Source organism: Pseudonocardia zijingensis (assembly GCF_042657305.1).
Classification (GTDB): Bacteria; Actinomycetota; Actinomycetes; order Mycobacteriales; family Pseudonocardiaceae; genus Pseudonocardia; species Pseudonocardia zijingensis.
In genome coordinates this window covers 781,317-800,926 of sequence record NZ_JBHSKO010000001.1, presented here as the reverse complement: position 1 = coordinate 800,926, position 19,610 = coordinate 781,317, and the positions used below count along the sequence as shown (strand labels likewise).

At 72.9% G+C, this 19,610-nt stretch carries 13 protein-coding genes and 1 pseudogene; 10 read left to right on the top strand and 4 right to left on the bottom strand.

Annotation, left to right across the window (positions count from 1 at the left end):
* Position 1 precedes the first annotated feature (1 nt).
* Together ACFPL3_RS04175 and glgP are read right to left on the bottom strand one after the other, a co-directional pair.
* Positions 2 to 1,423 carry a carotenoid oxygenase family protein gene (locus ACFPL3_RS04175; protein ID WP_343938335.1) on the bottom strand — a complete coding sequence of 474 codons (1,422 nt, stop codon included), beginning with the start codon at positions 1,421 to 1,423 and terminating at the stop codon, positions 2 to 4.
* A gap of 85 nt (positions 1,424 to 1,508) precedes the next feature.
* A complete protein-coding gene (glgP, locus tag ACFPL3_RS04170) occupies positions 1,509 to 4,049 on the bottom strand; it encodes an alpha-glucan family phosphorylase (protein WP_343938333.1) in 2,541 nt (846 codons plus the stop codon).
* 110 nt (positions 4,050 to 4,159) lie between these two features.
* Here glgP and ACFPL3_RS04165 point away from each other — a divergent pair, with 110 nt between their 5' ends.
* The 3 genes from ACFPL3_RS04165 (at position 4,160) to ACFPL3_RS04155 (ending at position 6,531) form a co-directional block, all read left to right on the top strand.
* Positions 4,160 to 4,600, top strand: a complete 441-nt coding sequence (locus tag ACFPL3_RS04165; RefSeq protein WP_343938331.1) for an RrF2 family transcriptional regulator — start codon at positions 4,160 to 4,162, stop codon at positions 4,598 to 4,600.
* Positions 4,601 to 4,685: 85 nt separating this feature from the next.
* Positions 4,686 to 6,101: an MFS transporter gene (locus ACFPL3_RS04160; protein ID WP_343938329.1), complete on the top strand. Its 1,416-nt coding sequence runs from the start codon at positions 4,686 to 4,688 to the stop codon at positions 6,099 to 6,101.
* 19 nt (positions 6,102 to 6,120) lie between these two features.
* A complete protein-coding gene (locus tag ACFPL3_RS04155; protein WP_343938327.1) occupies positions 6,121 to 6,531 on the top strand; it encodes a PPOX class F420-dependent oxidoreductase in 411 nt (136 codons plus the stop codon).
* A gap of 10 nt (positions 6,532 to 6,541) precedes the next feature.
* On the opposite strand, the gene ACFPL3_RS04150 is transcribed toward ACFPL3_RS04155, so the two are convergent.
* Positions 6,542 to 7,057 carry a hypothetical protein gene (locus ACFPL3_RS04150; RefSeq protein WP_343938325.1) on the bottom strand — a complete coding sequence of 172 codons (516 nt, stop codon included), beginning with the start codon at positions 7,055 to 7,057 and terminating at the stop codon, positions 6,542 to 6,544.
* A 3-nt stretch (positions 7,058 to 7,060) separates the two neighbouring features.
* On the opposite strand from ACFPL3_RS04150, the gene ACFPL3_RS04145 reads away from it, so the two are divergent.
* The 6 genes from ACFPL3_RS04145 (at position 7,061) to ACFPL3_RS04120 (ending at position 15,748) form a co-directional block, all read left to right on the top strand.
* Complete coding sequence (locus ACFPL3_RS04145) at positions 7,061 to 7,186, top strand: hypothetical protein (protein ID WP_343938323.1); 126 nt, start codon at positions 7,061 to 7,063, stop codon at positions 7,184 to 7,186.
* A gap of 579 nt (positions 7,187 to 7,765) precedes the next feature.
* Positions 7,766 to 9,736 (top strand): alpha-1,4-glucan--maltose-1-phosphate maltosyltransferase, encoded by a 1,971-nt coding sequence (locus tag ACFPL3_RS04140; RefSeq protein ID WP_343938321.1) that lies wholly within the window; start codon positions 7,766 to 7,768, stop codon positions 9,734 to 9,736.
* Positions 9,737 to 10,670: 934 nt separating this feature from the next.
* Positions 10,671 to 12,422: a maltose alpha-D-glucosyltransferase gene (gene treS, locus ACFPL3_RS04135; RefSeq protein WP_343938319.1), complete on the top strand. Its 1,752-nt coding sequence runs from the start codon at positions 10,671 to 10,673 to the stop codon at positions 12,420 to 12,422.
* A complete protein-coding gene (locus tag ACFPL3_RS04130) occupies positions 12,419 to 13,816 on the top strand; it encodes a maltokinase N-terminal cap-like domain-containing protein (RefSeq protein ID WP_343938317.1) in 1,398 nt (465 codons plus the stop codon). The genes treS and ACFPL3_RS04130 overlap by 4 nt, the downstream gene beginning before the upstream one ends.
* 99 nt (positions 13,817 to 13,915) lie before the next feature.
* Positions 13,916 to 14,656 (top strand): SDR family oxidoreductase, encoded by a 741-nt coding sequence (locus ACFPL3_RS04125; RefSeq protein ID WP_343938315.1) that lies wholly within the window; start codon positions 13,916 to 13,918, stop codon positions 14,654 to 14,656.
* A 48-nt stretch (positions 14,657 to 14,704) separates the two neighbouring features.
* Positions 14,705 to 15,748 carry a sigma-70 family RNA polymerase sigma factor gene (locus ACFPL3_RS04120; protein WP_343938313.1) on the top strand — a complete coding sequence of 348 codons (1,044 nt, stop codon included), beginning with the start codon at positions 14,705 to 14,707 and terminating at the stop codon, positions 15,746 to 15,748.
* Here ACFPL3_RS04120 and ACFPL3_RS04115 read toward each other — a convergent pair.
* The gene (locus tag ACFPL3_RS04115; protein ID WP_343938311.1) at positions 15,745 to 16,443 is read right to left on the bottom strand and encodes a hypothetical protein; all 699 of its coding nucleotides are present in this window, start codon (positions 16,441 to 16,443) and stop codon (positions 15,745 to 15,747) included. The two genes, ACFPL3_RS04120 and ACFPL3_RS04115, sit on opposite strands and share 4 nt — an antisense overlap.
* Before the next feature lie 111 nt (positions 16,444 to 16,554).
* Here ACFPL3_RS04115 and glgB point away from each other — a divergent pair.
* Positions 16,555 to 18,744 (top strand): annotated as a pseudogene (gene glgB / locus ACFPL3_RS04110) (1,4-alpha-glucan branching protein GlgB); the annotation flags it as partial.
* Positions 18,745 to 19,610: the final 866 nt, after the last annotated feature.

The following is a 19,610-nucleotide window of genomic DNA, read 5'->3' as shown; positions in this document are numbered from 1 at the left end:
ATCACTCCTGCGTCGGCAGCCACGAGCCGTGCAGGCCCAGCGGCACGCGCGTCGGGATCCGCGCCCGCGCCACCGGCCCGCGGCCCGGCTCGGCCGCGGAGAGCACGAGGAACCAGCTCTCACCGTTGGCCCGGTTCGTCGCGAACGTCACCCACCAGCCCTGGTCGACGTCGCGCGTGCCCGGCCGCGGGGCGAACACCGGCTCGCCCACGGCCAGCTCGCCCGCGTCCCACTGCACCCGCTCCCCGCTGCGGGTGTCGAAGAAGTTGAGCGCGTCGTGGTCGCCGCCCACCAGGGGGCGCCTGCCGGTCTTGGCCGCGAGCGCGATCCGCTCGTGGGGGCGCCCGATGAGCCGGTCGTCGATGCGCGGCAGCTCCATCGACCCCCGGTCCAGCTGCTCGCGGCGCACCTCACCGGTGCGCGGTTCGATCCGCATCCTGGTGAGCCCGCCCTCGGAGGGGCCCGGGACGATCCCACCCGGCCGGCTCCACTCGACGAGGTCGAGGACGACCTGCTCGTCCTCGTCGAAGGCGTTGGCGGTGTGCCAGCACCAGAACGTGTCCGTGTGCGACCAGAGGATCGGGCCGCCGCCGCGCGGGACGAGCGCGATCCGGGTGCCGTCCTCCGGTTGCCACGAGAGCAGCGAACCGCCGGACAGCGCGGCCCGGAGGTCGAAGTACAGCGGGGCGAGGACCAGCACGAGGAAACGCTCGGTCAGCGCCATGTCGTGGATCATCACCGGCCGGTCGACGCCGCTCACCGGCGTGGGCGGTCTGGTGACGACGCCGTCCGGCCCGATGGTCGCCCACGTCAGGTACGGGGCCTCCAGCAGGTAGCAGAAGACGGCCATCTCGCCCGTGCGCGGGTCGACCTTCGGGTGGGCGGTCATGCCGGCCGGCAGCGCGCCGCCGAAGGTCTCCCGGCCCAGCGTCTCCAGGCTCGGCGTGAGGCAGTACGGGCAGTCGGACTCGGCCAGCGCCAGCAACCGCCCCCCGTGGCGCACCACGTTGATGTCCGGCAGCGCCTTGGGCTGCCCGGCCAGCTCCGGGCCCACCTCGGACTCGCCGGGCGTGTACCCCGTCATGAGACCGCCCCACAGCGCGCGGCCCGCCTTCTCCTCCTCCCGCAGGGCCTCCGTCATCACGAACCGGTTCGCGTAGCGCGCCCGTCGGTCCGAGAGCCACATCCCGTGCACCATGCCGTCGCCCTCGAGCGGGTAGACGTAGGAGCCGAGCGGGGTGAAGCGCGGGTTCGGCCCGTTCCGGAGGTACACGCCGTCGAGGTCGGCCGGCAGCTCGCTGTGCACCGTGAGGTCGGTGGCGTCCGTCTCCTCGATCACGGGCGCGAACGGCCCCTGCAGCTGCGGGATCGTCGTGACGTCGACGGGCGGCGGAGCCGGCGGGGACGGATCGGCGGTCGTCATCGGGCCTCCTCGTACCGAGGAGGCCGAGGGTGACAGCGACCGAGCCGGGGCACATCCGCCGTACGCAGGGGAACCCGCTACGGCGTCAGCCGGGCAAGACGATCTTCGCGAGCTCCGCCGACGAGGCCAGCAACGGGTGGGACGGCAGCACGCGCACCGTGTACCCCGTGAGCCCGGCGTGGGGCAGCTTGACCACGGACTCGAACCGCTCGCCCATGCCGTCCGCCGCGCCGACGTGCTCCATCCCCACCCGGACCGCGTCGACGAGGTCGTCGGACTCCCCGACCCGCCCCACCACGGCCTCGACGCTCACGTCGGACGGGGCGAGCCCGGCGAGCTGCACCGACGCCCGCACGGTCATCGGCGCGCCGACCTCCGGGGTGTCCGGCAGCCCGGACGCGTCGACGCCGGTGATCTGCACCTGCGGCCAGGACTCGTTGAGGCGCGACCGGTACGCCGCCAGCTGCCGGGCCGGGCCGTAGTCGTCGCCGGAGATCCGGGCGGCCGCGCGGGCGGCCGGGGCGTACCAGTCCTCGACGTACTCGCGCACCATCCGACCGGCCTGCACCTGGGGGCGCAGCGTGGTGAGCGTGTGGCGCACCAGCTCCACCCAGCGCGGCGGCACGCCGTCGATCCGCTCGTAGAACGCGGGCGCCACCTGGGTGGCCAGCAGTTCGTAGAGCGCGTTGGCCTCCAGGTCGTCGCGCCGCGCCGGGTCCTCGATGCCGTCGGCGGTGGGGATCGCCCAGCCGTTGGCGCCGTCGTAGAACTCGTCCCACCACCCGTCGCGGATCGACAGGTTCAGCCCGCCGTTCAGCGCCGACTTCATGCCCGACGTGCCGCAGGCCTCCAGCGGCCGCAGCGGGTTGTTCAGCCAGACGTCGCAGCCCCAGTACAGGTACCGCGCCATCGACATGTCGTAGTCGGGCAGGAAGACGATGCGGTGGCGCACCGCGGGGTCGTCGGCGAACCGCACGATCTCCTGGATCAGCGCCTTGCCGCCGTCGTCGGCGGGGTGGCTCTTGCCCGCCACCACGAGCTGCACCGGGCGGTGCGGGTCGAGCAGCAGGTCGCGCAGGCGGTCCTTGTCGCGCAGCATCAGCGTGAGCCGTTTGTAGGTGGGCACGCGCCGGGCGAACCCGACGGTGAGCACCTCGGGGTCGAAGACGTGCTCGGTCCACGACAGCTCCGGTGTGGACGCGCCGCGCTGCAGCCAGGCTTCGCGCACCCGCCTGCGCACCTCCGACACCAGCCGCGACCGCAGCGCCCCGCGCAGGTTCCACAGCATCTCGTCGGAGACGGGCTCCCGCGGGTTCGCGGTGGCCTGCCCCGCGTCGCCGAGCAGCGCGGTGACCTCGCGCGCCTCCCAGGTGGCGCCGTGCACGCCGTTGGTGACCGACCCGATCGGCACCTCGTCGGCGTCGAAGCCATCCCAGAGCCGGCCGAACATCCCCCGCGAGACCGCGCCGTGCAGCTGCGAGACGCCGTTGGCGCGCTGGGCCAGCCGCAGGCCCATGTGCGCCATGTTGAACATGTTGGGGTTCTCCTCGGCGCCCAGCGCGAGCACCCGGTCCACGGGCACGCCCGGCAGCATCTCCGCGGAGAAGTAGTGGCGCACGAGGTCCACCGGGAACCGGTCGATCCCGGCGGGCACGGGAGTGTGCGTGGTGAACACGGTGCCCGCGCGGACCGCGGCCACGGCCTCGTCGAACGACAGGCCGTCGCGCTCCTGCAACTCGCGGATGCGCTCCAGCCCGAGGTAGCCCGCGTGGCCCTCGTTGGTGTGGAACACCTCCGGCGCCGGGTGCCCGGTGGCGGCGCAGAACGCGCGCACGGCCCGCACGCCGCCGATCCCGACGAGGATCTCCTGCTTGATGCGGTGGTCCTGGTCGCCGCCGTAGAGCCGGTCGGTGACGCCGCGCAGGTCGGGGTCGTTCTCCTCGATCTCGGAGTCGAGCAACAGCAGCGGGACGCGCCCGACGGTGGCCTGCCAGACGCGCGCCTTCAGCGTGCGCCCACCGGGCATCGCCACCTCGACGAGCACCGGGGCGCCGTCGGTGCCCAGGAGCAGCTGCAAGGGCAGGCCCTGCGGGTCGAGCACCGGGTAGTGCTCGAGCTGCCAGCCGTCGAGCGAGAGCGACTGGCGGAAGTACCCGGAGCGGTAGAGCAGCCCGACGCCGATCAGCGGCACCCCGAGGTCGGAGGCGGCCTTGAGGTGGTCGCCCGCGAGCACGCCGAGGCCACCGGAGTAGTTCGGGAGCACCTCGCTGACCCCGAACTCCATCGAGAAGTAGGCCACGGCCGCGGGCACCGACGGGTCGGTCTGCCGTTCCAGCTGGTACCAGCGCGGCTCCTGCAGGTAGCCCGCGAGGTCGTCGGCCAGGTCCTGCACGGCGACCACGGTGTCGGCGTCGGCGGCCAGCTCGGCGAACCGGGCGGAGGAGATCTCCCCGAGCAGCCGGACGGGGTCGTGCCCGGACCGCTCCCAGGCGTCGGGGTCGAGCGTCGCGAAGAGGTCCTGGGTGGGGGTGTGCCAGGTCCACCGCAGGTTGGTGGCCAGGGTCTGCAGCGGGGCGAGTGCCGAGGGCAGCTGGGCCCGGACGGTGAACCTGCGAAGCGCCTTCACCCGGCAGACCATAGCCGGATTCGATTCCGGGATCGGTCCAGTCGTCACGTCGGCGGGTTGACACCCCGTTCGAACTAGAACTAGCTTGGTTGCAGTTCGAAGGGGGGCGGGTGGGTCTCAGCAGCAGGAGCGCGGTGGCGATCCACGCGCTCACGATGCTCGGACGCTGGGACGACCGTTCGCTGACGTCCGCCGAGATCGCCGACAGCCTGGCGAGCAACCCGGTTCTCGTGCGCCGCATCCTCGGCAACCTGCGCGACGCCGGCCTCGTGTGGTCCACCGAGGGGCGCGGCGGCGGCTGGACCCTGGCCCGCAGCCCGCGCGAGATCACCCTCCACGACGCGTTCACGGCCGTGGAGGAGGGGCCGGTCCTGTCGCGGCACGCCCATCCGCCCAGCGAGGCGTGCGCGATCGGGCGACACATGGAGGCGTTGCTCGAGAAGGAGTTCCGCGCCGCGGAGCAGGCCATGGAGGAGCGGCTCAGCCGCACCACCATCGCCCACCTGGTGCAGGAGGCGGTCACCCGCGAACGGGAACTGTCGGAGCGCTAGAACGGCGGAGGCATGCCCTCCGCCGTTTTCACACCCGAACTGTAACTACAACAGTGGCAGTTCTGCCGCGCGGAGGAAGCACGGGATGACGTCCACGACCGCACGAACCGACCCCGGACCAGCACTGCTCGCCGTGCTGGTGCCGGCGATGCTCGCCACGGTCGTCGCGAGCGACATGGTCAACCTGATGCTCCCGTCGATCGGGGCCGAGTTCGGGGCGTCCGAGGCGGAGCTCGCCTGGGTCGTCACCGGATTCCTGCTTGTGTTCGCGGTCGGCGTGCCCTTCTACGGCCGCGTGTCCGACCGGGTGGGCCTGCGCAACCTCTTCGCGTTCGCCCTGCTGCCCTTCGCCGCCGGGAGCCTGGTCTGCGCGCTCGCCCCCGCCCTGCCCGTTCTCGTGCTCGGCCGGATCGTGATGGGGGTGGGCGCGGCCGCGATCCCCGTTCTCTCGATCATCGCGGTGACGAGGTTGCTGCCTGCCGCGCGGCGCGGAAGCGGGATCGGGACCGTCTCCGCGACCACGGGCGTCGGCACCGCCGCGGGGCCGGCCCTCGGCGGCGGGATCGGCCAGCTCATGGGCTGGCCCGCGCTGTTCTGGCTCATGGTCGCGGTGGCACTGGTGCTGCTCCCCGCGGCGTGGCGCGTGCTTCCCGGCGATCCCCCGGCCGGAGCGGGCCGGTTCGACGTCCTGGGCGGCATCTTCCTGGGCACGGGTGCCGGGCTGGCGCTCCACGGCACCACCCAGGCCCAGGTGGCGGGGTTCTCCGCCCCCTCGTCCTGGGGCAGCCTCGCCGTGGCCGCCGTGGCCCTCGCGCTGTTCACGTGGCGCACCGTCCGCGTCTCGCAGCCGTTCGTCCCGCCCGCGCTGTTCGTCAACCGGGTCTACCGGTCCGCGGTCGGGGTCGCCTTCCTCGCCATGACCGTGAACCTCGGCGCGCTGGTGTTCGTGCCGCTGCTGGTCGTCGACGTCAACGGTCTCGCCCCGGGGGCGGGCGCGCTCGTCATGATCCCGGCCGGGGCCGCGGTGGCCCTCCTCTCGCCGTTGATCGGCCGCATCGCCGACCGCATCGGCACCCGCCCGCTCGTACTGGCAGGCCTCGCGGGCATGGGGCTGTTCGCGCTGGTCCTCTCGACCTTCACGGGCGGCGCGTCCGTGGTGCCCGCGGGAATCGGGATGCTCGGCCTCGGCGCCGGCTTCATCCTGGTGATGACCCCGATCATCAGCGCCGCGGCGGGCGCGCTGCCGCCCGACCAGGTCGGTGTCGGCCTCGGGATCCTCCAGGGAGCCCAGTTCCTCGGGGCGGGCGCCGGCCCGGCCCTGCTCGGTGTGCTGGTCAGCGCGCGGGAGCACAGCGGGGCCGCCGTCAACCCGCTGTTCCTCGCCCCCCAGGGCGTCGCGTACTCCGACGCGTTCCTGGCCATGGCCGCGGTGACCGCCCTCGCGCTGGTCGTCGCGTTCCATGCGTCCCGGGGCGCCGCGATGAGGCCGATCGACACCTGACGGGCGCTACCGTCGTCCGATGGACCTCGACGAGGCGCGTGCGGTCCTCCGCGAGCAGCACCGGGCGGTGCTCGCCACGCTCCGGAGCGACGGCACGCCGCAGATGTCACCGGTGCTGGTCGCCCTGGACGACGAGGGGCGCGCGCTGGTGAGCACCCGGGAGACCGCCCTCAAGGTGCGCAACCTCCGCCGCGACCCGCGGATGTGGCTGTGCGTACTACCCGACGGCTTCTTCGGACGCTGGGTGCAGGTGGAGGGCCGGGCCGACATCGTCTCCCTGCCGGACGCCATGGACGGCCTCGTGGACTACTACCGGCGCGTGTCCGGTGAGCACGAGGACTGGGACGACTACCGCGAGGCCATGCGGCGCGAGCGGCGGGTGCTGCTGCGCGTCGAGCTCCTCCGGGCCGGCCCGGACCGCTCCGGCTGACCGGCTCTCGTCATCGCAGGTGGCGGGAGAACCAGTCGACGGCGAGCCCACCTCCGCGGCCGCCGGCAGCTGCGGCGCGGGCGCGATGCCGGATCTCGGCGAGCCCGTGCCCCATGCCCGGCACGCGCACGACCTCGGCCGCGACCGACCGCCGCGCGAGCGCCTCGTGCAGCCGCCCGGCCGGCCGGGCGAAGCCGTCCACGTCGTCCTGCTCCCCCCACCACGAGGGGGGTGGCGGGGCAGGCGGCCACCTCGCCCGCGCGCGACGAAGTCCATCCGCTCCGCGATCTCCTGCGCGGCTCCGGCCACGGGTAGCGCACACCGAACCGGCGCCCCAACGCTGCACGCTGATCGGCCCGTACAGGTTCTGCACGGCGTCCTCGAAGCCGAGGCGCATCAGCGCGTCGACGCCCCCCTCGGGGAAGCGGGCCCCGGGCAGGGGCAGCCCGAGGTAGATCCGCCACGCGTCCAGACCGGCGAGCGGCAGCGCCGCGGCGAACGCCGCCTCGGTGCGCGGCGGGTCCATCAGGTGCCACGCGACGGCCACGGGCGCCGTCGCCGGGTCGCCCGCCGCCGGGGGCAGAGCGAGGAACGGAACTTCGACCGCGGCCTGCGCTGGCTGATCGCGGCGATCCTCACCGACGCGGGCCGGTAGGTGTCGAGCCGCACCACCGTGTCGCGGCCTCCGCACGGAAGTACTTCTCGGTTCGATCAACAGGCCCGAGCAGTACGTCGCAGCTGCCCCGCGACCGCGTTGTGCGTCTCGAGCGCTCACCGCTCCCGGGACCGGCCGTTGCCACACCCCACCGCGAGCAGCACCACACCGCTGCGGCAACCGACCAGAGGTACTTCTCGGTCCAGTCAACGTGGTCAGCACCATCTCGGCTGCGAGCAGCACAGCCCTGTCGCACCGACCGCGCGGAGGTACTACTCGGTCCGGCCAATCGGTGCGAGCAGTACGTCGCAGCTGCCCCGGCGACCGCGTTGTGCGTCCGGCGGCGGGAAGATCCGCCCCTGCCGGCGCCGCCGTCGCGGCACGGCCGCGGGAACCGGCGAACTGGATCCGGGAACGGCTGACCATGACCGTGCGCACCTGCGCCCGTCCGCCGTCGGGGTGGCGTTCTGAATCGTTGCGTGACCATCGGGTGAACGCGCGCTCCCCGTTCTGATGCAGGCCGGATCGGGTAGGTAGGTTTGTGACTTACGTGACGGGCGTGCAGCTGGGGGTGTGCCGATGACGGGTCGGCTCGGGATCGATGACGTCACACCCACCGTGAGCGGCGGGCGTCATCCGAGCAAAGCCGTGGTCGGTGAGGTCGTGCCGATCACGGCGGCCGTGTGGCGGGAGGGCCACGACGCGGTCGCGGCCAACGTCGTCTGGCGCAAGGTCGGCAGCGACGGGATGGCCCACCACGCCCGCATGACCCCGATCGGCAGCGGCACCGACCGGTTCGCCGCCACCGTGGTGGCCGACGAGCCCGGCCTGTGGACCTTCCGGGTCGACGCGTGGAGCGACCCGTGGTCCACGTGGCGGCACGCGGTCACCGTCAAGCTTTCGGCGGGCCAGGGCCCCGAGGAGCTGGCCAACGACCTGGAGATCGGCGCCCGGCTCCTTCAGCGGGTGGGCCGCCGCCCCGGCGAGCGCGCCCACCGCGACCTGCTCTTCGGCGCTGCCAACGCGCTGCGCGACACCGCGCTCCCGCTGCACGCGCGCGTGGCACCCGCGCTGTTCCCGGCCGTCGAGAAGATCATGACGGAGCGGCCGGTGCGCGAGCTCATCACGCGCGGGCGCCCCCAGCAGATCCACGTCGACCGCAAGCGCGCGCTGTTCGGGTCCTGGTACGAGTTCTTCCCGCGCTCCACCGGCGGGGTCGACGAGCAGGGCCGCCCGATCCACGGCACGTTCGTCACCGCATCCAAGGAGCTCGACCGCATCTCCGCCATGGGCTTCGACGTCGTCTACCTCCCGCCGATCCACCCCATCGGCACGGTGCACCGCAAGGGCCGCAACAACAACGTCAACGCGGGCCCCGGCGACGTCGGCTCGCCGTGGGCGATCGGCTCGGCCGACGGCGGCCATGACGCCATCGAGCCGGAGCTGGGCACCATCGACGACTTCGATGCGTTCGTCGACCGCACCCGCGACCTGGGGATGGAGGTGGCCCTCGACTTCGCGCTGCAGTGCGCCCCCGACCACCCCTGGGTGGCCGAGCACCCCGAGTGGTTCACCGTGCGCCCCGACGGCACCATCGCCTACGCGGAGAACCCGCCGAAGAAGTACCAGGACATCTACCCGATCAACTTCGACAACGACCCCGAGGGCATCTACGCGGAGTCGCTGCGCGTGGTGCTGCACTGGGTCGAGCACGGGGTGCGGATCTTCCGGGTCGACAACCCGCACACCAAGCCACCGAACTTCTGGCACTGGCTGATCTGGCAGGTCAAGTCCCGCTACCCGGACGTTCTGTTCCTCGCCGAGGCATTCACCCGCCCGGCACGGCTGTTCGGGCTGGCCCGCCTGGGCTTCACGCAGTCCTACACCTACTTCACGTGGCGCACCACGAAGCAGGAGCTCACCGACTTCGCGCTCATGCACGCCGAGCGCGCCGACGAGTGCCGCCCCAACTTCTTCGTCAACACGCCGGACATCCTGCACGAGTCGCTGCAGACCGGCGGGCCCGCGATGTTCGCGATCCGCGCCACGCTCGCGGCCACCCTGTCGCCCACGTGGGGCATGTACTCGGGGTTCGAGCTGTTCGAGTCGGAGCCGGTGCGCCCCGGCAGCGAGGAGTACCTCAACTCCGAGAAGTACGAGCTGCGCCCGCGCGACTTCGCCACGGCCCTCAACAAGGGCCGCTCCCTCGAGCCCTACATCGGCAGGCTCAACGAGATCCGCCGCGCCCACCCCGCACTCCAGCAGCTGCGCGACCTGCACTTCCACCAGGTCGACAACGACTCGATCATCGCCTACTCCAAGACCGACCCGGCCACCGGCGACACCGTCATCGTGGTGTGCACGCTCGACTCGCACGCCGCGCAGGAGGGCACCGCCTCCCTCGACATGCCGACGCTCGGCCTCGGTTGGGACGACCGGTTCCTGGTGCACGACGAGATCACCGGCGAGTCGTACGAATGGGGCCGCGACAACTACGTGCGCCTGGAGCCGTGGCGCAACGTGGCCCACATCTTCCGCGTGGAGCGGTAGGAGCCGGCTCGGGCGGACGACGGGGACCTGCCGGCCCGGCATGATCACGGCTTCGGCGCATTGCCGGGCGTTTTCGACCCGGGAACGCGCCAACTCTCCGATCATGGGTGTGGCAGCGGCCCGTATTGCGTGCCGCGGAACCCGATAGGCCTGGGTCTCCGGTGGCGCCGCGCATCGTGCGGGGCCGCACCTCACGCCTCAAGGGCGCCTTCGGCGTCGCTGCGCGAGCGCTTCGCGCCCCGTGACCCGTGAGCCTCTGCGACCCCTCCCGGGCAAGCACGTGGGCAGGCAGGGCCTGCCCTCTTGGCGCGCGGCACCACCTCCGGCCGGTCCCGCGGCCATGATCACAGGTTTGGCGCGTTCCCGGGCGTTTTCGACACGGGAATGCGCCAACTCTCCGATCATGGGCCGAATTTGCGCTCCGAGGTCGTCGCTCAAGGGGAAATGGTCGCTAGATGATCTCTGGGAGCGACCATTTGCCCTTGATCGCCGTGAGATCCGCCGTTCGGCCCCAGATCGCCGCGCGGGCAGTCGTCTCCAGGAGGCTGCCTGGTGGCGCCGCGCGCCAACGGGGCAGGCCCTGGCCTGCCCGCGAAGCCTGCCGTAGGGGCCGCAGAGGCTCGCAGGTCCAGGGTCGCGGTAGCGATCGCGAAGCGACGCCGAAGGCGCCCTTGACCTGGGAGGGGCGGCCCCGCACGATGCGCGGCGCCACCAGGAGGCAGCTTACCGACAGTCCCGTCAGCCCATCACAGGCCGTGATCCTACGGATGCGGTGCGCGACTCGTCTGAGGCGCCTCCCCCGCGCTCCGGGACGCCGGGGAGCTACGCTCCGACACAGCCGCCGAGCCACGTCCTGCACCCGGGTTCGACCCCGGGTAAGACTGGCCGGATGCCCCCTCCGCCATCCGCCCCCGCCCGGTAGGAACGCACGCCCATGTCGACCGACACCTCGGCCTCAGAGACCCGGCACACCGACGACGAGCAGCTCGTCGAGACCTCGTCCGACGAGTTCGGCCATGCGCGCCAGTTGGACGTCGACCGCGACTGGTTCAAGCGGGCCGTCTTCTACGAGGTGCTGGTCCGGGCGTTCTCGGACTCGAACCGGGACGGCACGGGCGACCTGCGCGGCTTGACGGAGAAGCTCGACTACATCCAGTGGCTCGGGGTCGACTGCCTCTGGCTGCCGCCGTTCTACGACTCGCCGTTGCGGGACGGCGGCTACGACATCCGCGACTTCCGCGCGGTGCTGCCCGAGTTCGGCACGGTGGACGACTTCGTGGTGCTGCTCGACGAGGCGCACAAGCGCGGGATCCGGATCATCACCGACCTCGTCATGAACCACACCTCGGACACGCACCCGTGGTTCGAGGAGTCCCGCCGCAACCCCGACGGCCCGTACGGCGACTTCTACGTCTGGGCCGACGACGACTCCGGCTACCCGGACGCGCGGATCATCTTCGTCGACACCGAGCAGTCGAACTGGACCTACGACCCGGTCCGCGGGCAGTTCTACTGGCACCGGTTCTTCTCCCACCAGCCGGACCTGAACTACGACAACCCGGCCGTGCAGGACGCCATGATCGAGGTTCTGCGGTTCTGGCTGGACCTCGGCATCGACGGTTTCCGGCTCGACGCCGTGCCCTACCTGTTCGAGCGCGAGGGCACCAACTGCGAGAACCTGCGCGAGTCGCACGAGTTCCTCAAGCGCTGCCGCAAGGTGATGGACGTCGAGTACCCGGGCCGCGTGATGCTGGCCGAGGCGAACCAGTGGCCGTCCGACGTGGTGGAGTACTTCGGCGACCCCGACAGCGGTGGCGACGAGTGCCAGATGGCGTTCCACTTCCCGCTGATGCCGCGCATCTTCATGGCGGTGCGCCGGGAGAACCGCTTCCCGATCTCGGAGATCCTGGCCCAGACGCCCGCGATCCCGTCGGGCTGCCAGTGGGGCATCTTCCTGCGCAACCACGACGAGCTGACGCTCGAGATGGTCACCGACGAAGAGCGCGACTACATGTACGCGGAGTACGCCAAGGACCCGCGGATGAAGGCCAACATCGGCATCCGCCGCCGGCTGGCCCCGCTGCTCGACAACGACCGCAACCAGCTCGAGCTGTTCACGGCGCTGCTGCTGTCGCTGCCCGGTTCACCGGTCCTCTACTACGGCGACGAGATCGGGATGGGCGACAACATCTGGCTGGGCGACCGCGACGCCGTCCGCAGCCCGATGCAGTGGACCCCGGACCGCAACGCCGGGTTCTCCACGTGCGACCCGGGCCGGCTGTACCTGCCGTTGATCATGGACCCGTTGTACGGCTACCAGGCCGTCAACGTGGAGGCGCAGCTCAACAGCACCACGTCGCTGCTGCACTGGACGCGCCACATGATCGAGGTCCGCAAGCGCCACCCCGCGTTCGGCCTGGGCGAATACCACGAGCTGGGCGGGTCGAACCCGTCCGTGCTCGCCTACGTCCGCTCGTACGGGGACGACGTCGTGCTGTGCGTCAACAACATGTCGCGCTTCCCGCAGCCGGTGGAACTGGACCTCTCCGCATGGCAAGGTTGCTGCCCCCACGAGTTGACCGGTGGCGTGCCGTTCCCGAAGATCGGAGAACTTCCCTACCTGCTGACCCTCCCGGGGCACGGCTTCTACTGGTTCTCCATCACCCCTGCGGAGGAAACTGGATGAGGCTCGACGAGGAGCTCCCCGAGCTGCTGCGAGAGTGGCTGCCGAAGCAGCGCTGGTTCGCCGCGAAGGGCCGGCAGGTCCGGTCCGTCGCGATCGCGGCGGCCACACCGCTGTGCACGGAGGGGGAACCCCTCGTCGACCACGTGCTCCTCGCCGTCGACTTCGCCGACCACTCCCCGGTGCAGCACTACCAGCTCATCGTCGCCCGGCGCGCGCACCTGCGCGGCGAGCTGGAGCACGTCGTGATCGGTGTCGTGGACGGCCTGGTGGCCTACGACGGGCTGTGGGACCCCGGGGTCACGGAGTGGCTGCTCGACGCCATCCGCACGGGCCGCACCGTCGGCGACATCGGGTTCATCCCGGAGCCGGACGCGCAGATCGCCGAGGGCGTGCCGGGGCGCGTGCTCGGGGTGGAGCAGTCCAACACCTCGGTGTCGTGGGGCGAGCAGTCGATCCTCAAGCTGTTCCGCCGGGTGCTGCCCGGGGTCAACCCCGACCTGGAGCTGCACCGGGCGCTGCGGTCGGTCGGCAGCAACGAGGTGGCTGCCCTGCAGGGCGCCGTGGAGGGCGTCCTGCACGGGGAGCCGGTCACGTTCGCGATGCTGCAGGACTTCGCCGCCAACTCCGCCGACGGCTGGGCCATGGCCCAGGCCAGCGTGCGTGACCTCTTCGCCGAGGGCGACCTGCGGGCCGACGAGGTGGGCGGCGACTTCGCGGCCGAGTCGTCCCGGCTGGGCGAGACGATCGCCGTGGTGCACGCCGAGTTGCGCACCGCACTCGCCACCGGCGAGGTTCAGCCGCGTGCGCTGTCCACGGCGTGGCACGAGCGCCTCGCCGCCTCGGTGCACGAGGTGCCCGCGCTCACCGAGCACGCCGCGGCGATCCACGCGGTCTACGACGCCGTCGCGGCCCTGCCCGGTCCCCTGCCCACCCAGCGCGTGCACGGCGACCTGCACCTCGGGCAGACCCTGCGCACCCCGCAGGGCTGGCTGGTGATCGACTTCGAGGGTGAGCCCGCCGCCCCGCTCGCGGAGCGCGTGCGCCCGGACTCGGCGATGCGCGACGTCGCCGGGATGCTCCGCTCGTTCGACTACGCCGCGTTCCACCAGCTCTCGCAGTGGGAGCACTCGGCCGACTGGGCCGACCCGGACCAGGAGTCCCAGCTGGTGTGGCGGGCCCGGGAGTGGGCGGAGCGCAACCGCTCCGCGTTCTGCGACGGCTACGCGCTGCGCTCCGGCACCGACCCCCGCGACCAGGCGGTGGTGCTGCGGGCGTTCGAGCTGGACAAGGCCGTGTACGAGGCGGTGTACGAGTCCCGCTTCCGGCCGGCGTGGGCCGCGATCCCGCTGGCGTCGATCCGGCGGCTCACGGCCGAGGCCCAGTCCGGCGTCTGAGGTCACGCCTGCGGGCACTGTGCACATCGCACAGCCCGGCCGGTCTCATCCGGCAGTTCACCCAGGGCCGCGGATCGGTGCGGACCCCACGGTCGACCCATGCAGGACGACGCGTTCCCCGCTGCCGGTCTCGACGGGCAGACGGCCGTGATCATCGGTGGCACCTCCGGCATCGGCCTCGCGACGGCCCGGCTCGCCGCGGCGCGGGGAGCCCGGGTCGTGGTGGGCTCACGCAACCCGGAGAAGGTCGACCGCGCGGTCGCTGCCATCGGACCCGCCGCCACCGGCCACCGGGTCGACGCCGGTTCCTCCGAGTCGCTGGAGGAGTTCTTCGCCGCGGTCGGGGCGCTCCACCACCTCTTCGTGCCCGCCGCCGACTACCGGACCGGCCGCATCGGGGACCTCACGATCGAGGAGGCCGAGAGCCCCTTCCGGGCCAAGTTCTGGCTCCAGTACCGCGCGGTCAAGGCGGCCCTGCCCCACCTCGAACCCACCGGGTCCGTCGTGCTGATGTCCGGGGCGGCGAGCGCCCGGCCCGCCGCGCCCGCGGCGGCCTACGTCGCGGCGAACAGCGCCGTGGAGGGGCTCGGCCGCGGGCTCGCCATGGAGCTCGCGCCCGTGCGCGTCAACACCGTCTCGCCCGGCACCGTCGACGGTGCGCTCTGGCGTTCCCGGCCCGACGACGTGCGCGAGGCCGCCTACGCCGGTTACGCGCGCTCCTCGCTCCTCGGTCGCGTCGCCGCCGAGGAGGAGATCGCCCACGCGGTCGTCTTCCTCATGACCAACACCTTCACCACGGGCTCGACGCTGTACACCGACGGCGGCTACACCTACCGCTGAGCGCGCGGCAGGAGTTCCTGTCGGTGCGCTCGGGCACACTCGTCCCCGATGACCGAGACGACCGGCGGGGTGGCGGAGGCCGAGCTCCCGCGCGCGCGGGCGGGCGACCACGAGGCGTTCCGGCGCCTCGTCGGGCCGCTGCAGCGCGAGCTGCACGCCCACTGCTACCGCATGCTCGGTTCGGTCCACGACGCGGAGGACGCCCTGCAGGACGCCCTGCTGCGCGCGTGGCGGAACATCGACCGGTTCGAGGGGCGCAGCTCCGTGCGCGCGTGGCTCTACCGGATCGCCACCAACACCTGCCTCGACACGATCGCCCGCAGGGGCAGGCGTGCGCTGCCGGTCGACATCGGCCCGGCGCTCGACCGCGCGGCCGTCGGCGACCAGCCGCTCACCGACGTCGCCTGGCTCGGGCCCTACCCCGACTCCGGCATCGCCGAGGGGCCCGCGGCGCCCCACGCGCGCTACGAGCAGCGGGAGAGCGTGGAGCTGGCGTTCGTCGCCGCGCTGCAGCACCTGCCCGGCAACCAGCGGGCCGCGCTGATGCTGTTCGAGGTGCTGGGCTACTCGGCCAAGGAGGTGGCCGACACGCTCGACACCACCCCGGCGTCGGTCAACAGCGCCCTGCAGCGCGCCCGCGCGGTGGTGCGGGAGCTGCAGCCGGAGCAGAGCCAGCAGCAGACGCTGCGCGCGCTCGGCGACACCCGGCTGCGCGAGCTCGTCACCGCGTACGCGAGCGCCCTCGAACGCGGCGACACCGACACCCTCGTCTCCCTGCTCACGGCCGACGCCACGTGGTCGATGCCGCCCCTGCCGAGCTGGTACCGCGGCACGGAGGCCGTCACCGACTTCCTCCTCCGGCTGCCGCTGCGGCAACGCTGGCGCCACCTGCCCGTCACCGCCAACGGCCAGCAGGCCGTGGCCTGCTACCTCTGGGACGAGGAGGCGGGCGCGTTCGTCGGCCGCATCATCGACGTCCTCACCCTCCGCGACGACCGCATCGCCGCCGTCACGGCCTTCATCGACGAGAGCCTGTTCCCCCGCTTCGACCTGCCGGCCTCCCTGCCCCCGGACCACCCGACCTGGGCCTAGACGGGGAACGGCGCCCCCGCCGCCAGGTCGGCGACCACCCGGTGCACGTCGTGCGTGACCGTCCAGCGGCTCACGGCGCACGCCGCCTGCGCGTACACGCCTGCGTCCGCGCTCGCGGCGCGCAGCCAGCCGTCGAGCGTGTCCGGCAGCGGCCCGGTGGGCGCGACGAGGCAGCGGTCGCCCTCCCCCGCGGGGCGCAGGTAGCGCGGGTCGTCGGCGACGAGCACGGCGAGCCCCTCGTCGAACCACTGCGGCACCGCCGCGCCGTCCAGGCGGGCGTGCAGCTCGACGTGCGTGAGCTCGTGCGCAGCGATCACCGGGTCGATGCCGCGCGGCGACAGCATCACGGCCCGGTTCAGCACGGCGACGCCGCGCTCCCCGCCACCGCCCACCCGCTCGTAGCACCCGTCGGACACGCACGCGAGGAACTGCGGGTCGCTGCGCAGGTCACCGAAGAACCCCGCCACCCGCCGCGTGCCCTCCGCGACGGCGTCGGAGACCTGCCGGCGCCGCTCCTCGTCCAGCCCGGGTTCGACGTGCAACCCCGGCCGGAGCCGCTCGAGCCCGTAGCAACCGGGGCAGGCGGTGGCCGCCACCGCCGGGTACGCCACGACGATCCCGGTCCCGGCCGCGAGCAGCACGGCCGCGATCCCACCCGCCAGCCACCGCAGCCCTCTCCCCCGCAACGCGCCCACCACTACACCGTATGGCGGACGGTGATCGGTTCGTCGCGCCCAGGACCGGCAACGGCGGGTCAGGAGCACTAGGGTGCGCCCGTGGATCGTGAGGAGAACCGGACCCAGACGATCAGCGAGCGGATCGATCCGTGCCCGCCGGACCCGCACACGATCGACCGCCTGCTCGGCGGCACGCACCACGACCCGCACTCGGTGCTGGGCGCGCACCCCCACCCGGACGGCACGCTGATCCGGGTGCTGCGCCCCCACGCCGACCAGGTGGAGGTCGTGCGCGAGGGCGGGAAGAGGGTCGAGCTCGCGCGGGTGCACGACTCCGGCCTGTTCTCCGGAGTGGTGCCGGGCCTGCCCGGCGACTACCGGCTCGCCGTGCGCTACGGCGACCGCGTCGACGTCGTCGACGACCCGTACCGCTGGCTGCCCACCCTCGGCGAGATCGACCTGCACCTCATCGGTGAAGGGCGCCACGAGCGGCTGTGGGACGTGCTGGGGGCGCACGTGCGCCGCTACGACACCCCCTCGGGGCCGGTCACCGGCACGAGCTTCGCGGTGTGGGCGCCCACCGCCCAGGGCGTGCGCGTCACCGGCGACTTCGACGGGTGGTCCGGCTGGGCACACCCGATGCGCGTGCTCGGCAGCTCCGGGGTGTGGGAGCTGTTCGTCCCCGGCATCGAGCCCGGCACCCGCTACAAGTTCCGCATCCTGGGCCGCGACGGGCGCTGGCGCGACAAGGCCGACCCGCTCGCCTTCCGCACCGAGGTCCCGCCCGCCACGGCCTCCGTGGTGGACGCCTCCGAGCACGTGTGGGGCGACGAGGAGTGGATGGCCGCCCGCGCGCTGCGCCAGGCCCACGCCGAGCCGATGAGCGTCTACGAGGTGCACATCGGCTCGTGGCGCCAGGGGCTCGGCTACCGGGAGCTCGCCCACCAGCTCGCCGACTACCTCGACGAGACCGGCTTCACGCACGTGGAGCTGCTGCCGGTGGCGGAGCACCCGTTCGGCGGGTCGTGGGGCTACCAGGTCACGTCCTACTACGCGCCCACCGCGCGCTTCGGCACGCCCGACGACTTCCGCTACTTCGTCGACCACCTGCACCAGCGCGGCTACGGCGTGATCGTCGACTGGGTGCCGGCGCACTTCCCCCGCGACGAGTGGGCTCTCGCCCGGTTCGACGGCACCCCGCTCTACGAGCACGCCGACCCGCGCCGGGGCGAGCAGCCGGACTGGGGCACGCTCGTGTTCGACTTCGGTCGCCGCGAGGTGCGCAACTTCCTCGTGGCCAACGCCCTGTACTGGCTCGACGAGTTCCACATCGACGGCCTGCGCGTCGACGCCGTGGCCAGCATGCTCTACCTCGACTACTCCCGGCCCGAGGGCCAGTGGCTGCCCAACGTCCACGGCGGCCGGGAGAACCTCGACGCGGTGGCGTTCCTGCAGGAGATGAACGCCACCGTCTACCGCAACCACCCCGGCGTCGTCACGATCGCCGAGGAGTCCACGGCCTGGCCCGGCGTCACCCGCCCGACCCACCTCGGCGGTCTGGGGTTCGGCTTCAAGTGGAACATGGGCTGGATGCACGACACGCTCGACTACGCCGGGCGTGACCCGATCTACCGGGCCTACCACCACAACCAGATGACCTTCTCGCTCATGTACGCATTCAGCGAGAACTTCGTGCTGCCGCTCTCGCACGACGAGGTCGTGCACGGCAAGGGCTCGCTGTGGCAGCGCATGCCCGGCGACGCGTGGAACAAGTCGGCGCAGCTGCGGGCGCTGCTGGCCTACATGTGGGCCCACCCGGGCAAGCAGCTGCTGTTCCAGGGCGGCGAGTTCGGCCAGGAGCGGGAGTGGTCGGAGTCGCGCTCCATCGACTGGCACCTGCTCGAGGACCCGCTGCACGGCGGCGTGAAGACCCTCGTCGGCGACCTGAACCGCACCTACCGCAACACGCCCGCGCTGTGGACGAAGGACACCACGCCCGAGGGCTTCTCCTGGATCGACGCCAACGACGCCTCCGGCAACGTGCTGAGCTTCCTGCGCCACGGCGTCGACGCCGACGGCAGGCCCACCGTGCTCGCCTGCATCGCCAACTTCTCCGGCAGCCCCAAGCGCGACTACCGCGTCGGCCTGCCTTTCGCGGGCCAGTGGCGCGAGGTCCTCAACACCGACGCGCAGGTCTACGGCGGATCCGGCGTCGGCAACCTGGGCGCCGTCGAGGCCGAACGCACGATGTGGCACGGGCGGCCCGCGTCGGCCGTGCTGCAGCTGCCCCCGGCCGGGGTGCTGTGGCTGGTGCCCGACCCGGGCGCAGGTGCCGTGCGCCGCCGGGCCGCGGCCCCCGCCGCGACCCACGAACCTGCTCCTGCCGCCGGCCCCACCGGCGACGAGCCGGACCTCGTCGCGGAGGTCCCGGCCACCGACGCACCCGAGCGGCCCGCGCCGGAGGCACCGCCGGTCCCGGAGCCCGCTCCGACCGACAGCGCCCCCACCCCGGCCACCACTCCAGCAGCCACGGCTGAGGCCCCGACCGGCCGGCCGGAGACGGCGCCGACCCCGGAACCGGCTCCCGCCGACGGCCCCCTCACCCCGGCCGCCACCGCCGGGGGCACTGCCGCCGAGCAGGCGCTCGCCACCGAGGCCGCCGAAGCGGGCGAGCCGCACGCACCGCCGGCTGCCACCACCGCTGCACCGGCGCGCGGGGTCAGCGCTCACGACGCCGCCGATGACACGACCGACGACACCCCGGCGACGGCCCCCGGGCCACTGGCAACGCGCCGCCCGGAGCCGGCCTCCACCGGCGGCGCGCCCAGCCGGACGGTTCCCGCCGCCGAGGCCTCCGAGTCGGCACCCACGGGCAGCGCGGTCAACCCGGCCGACGCCGGCGCCGAGGACGCGGCCGGCGACACCCGAGAGCTGGCAGGCACGCCCACTCCGACCCCGGTCGCCGCCGAGGCCCTGGCCGCCGCGCCGGCCCTTTCGCCGAAGACGGCACCCGCTCCGGGGCCGGCCTCCGGCGGCAGCGTCCCCGTCCCGGGCGCCTCCGAGAGCCCGGCCACCGAACGGGCTGCCACGCCGACGACCACGCCGACACCCGAACCGGCAGCCGCCGACAGCGCACCCACCCCGAGCGTCTCCTCGGCCGGTGCGCCGTCCACCGAGCGCGCCCC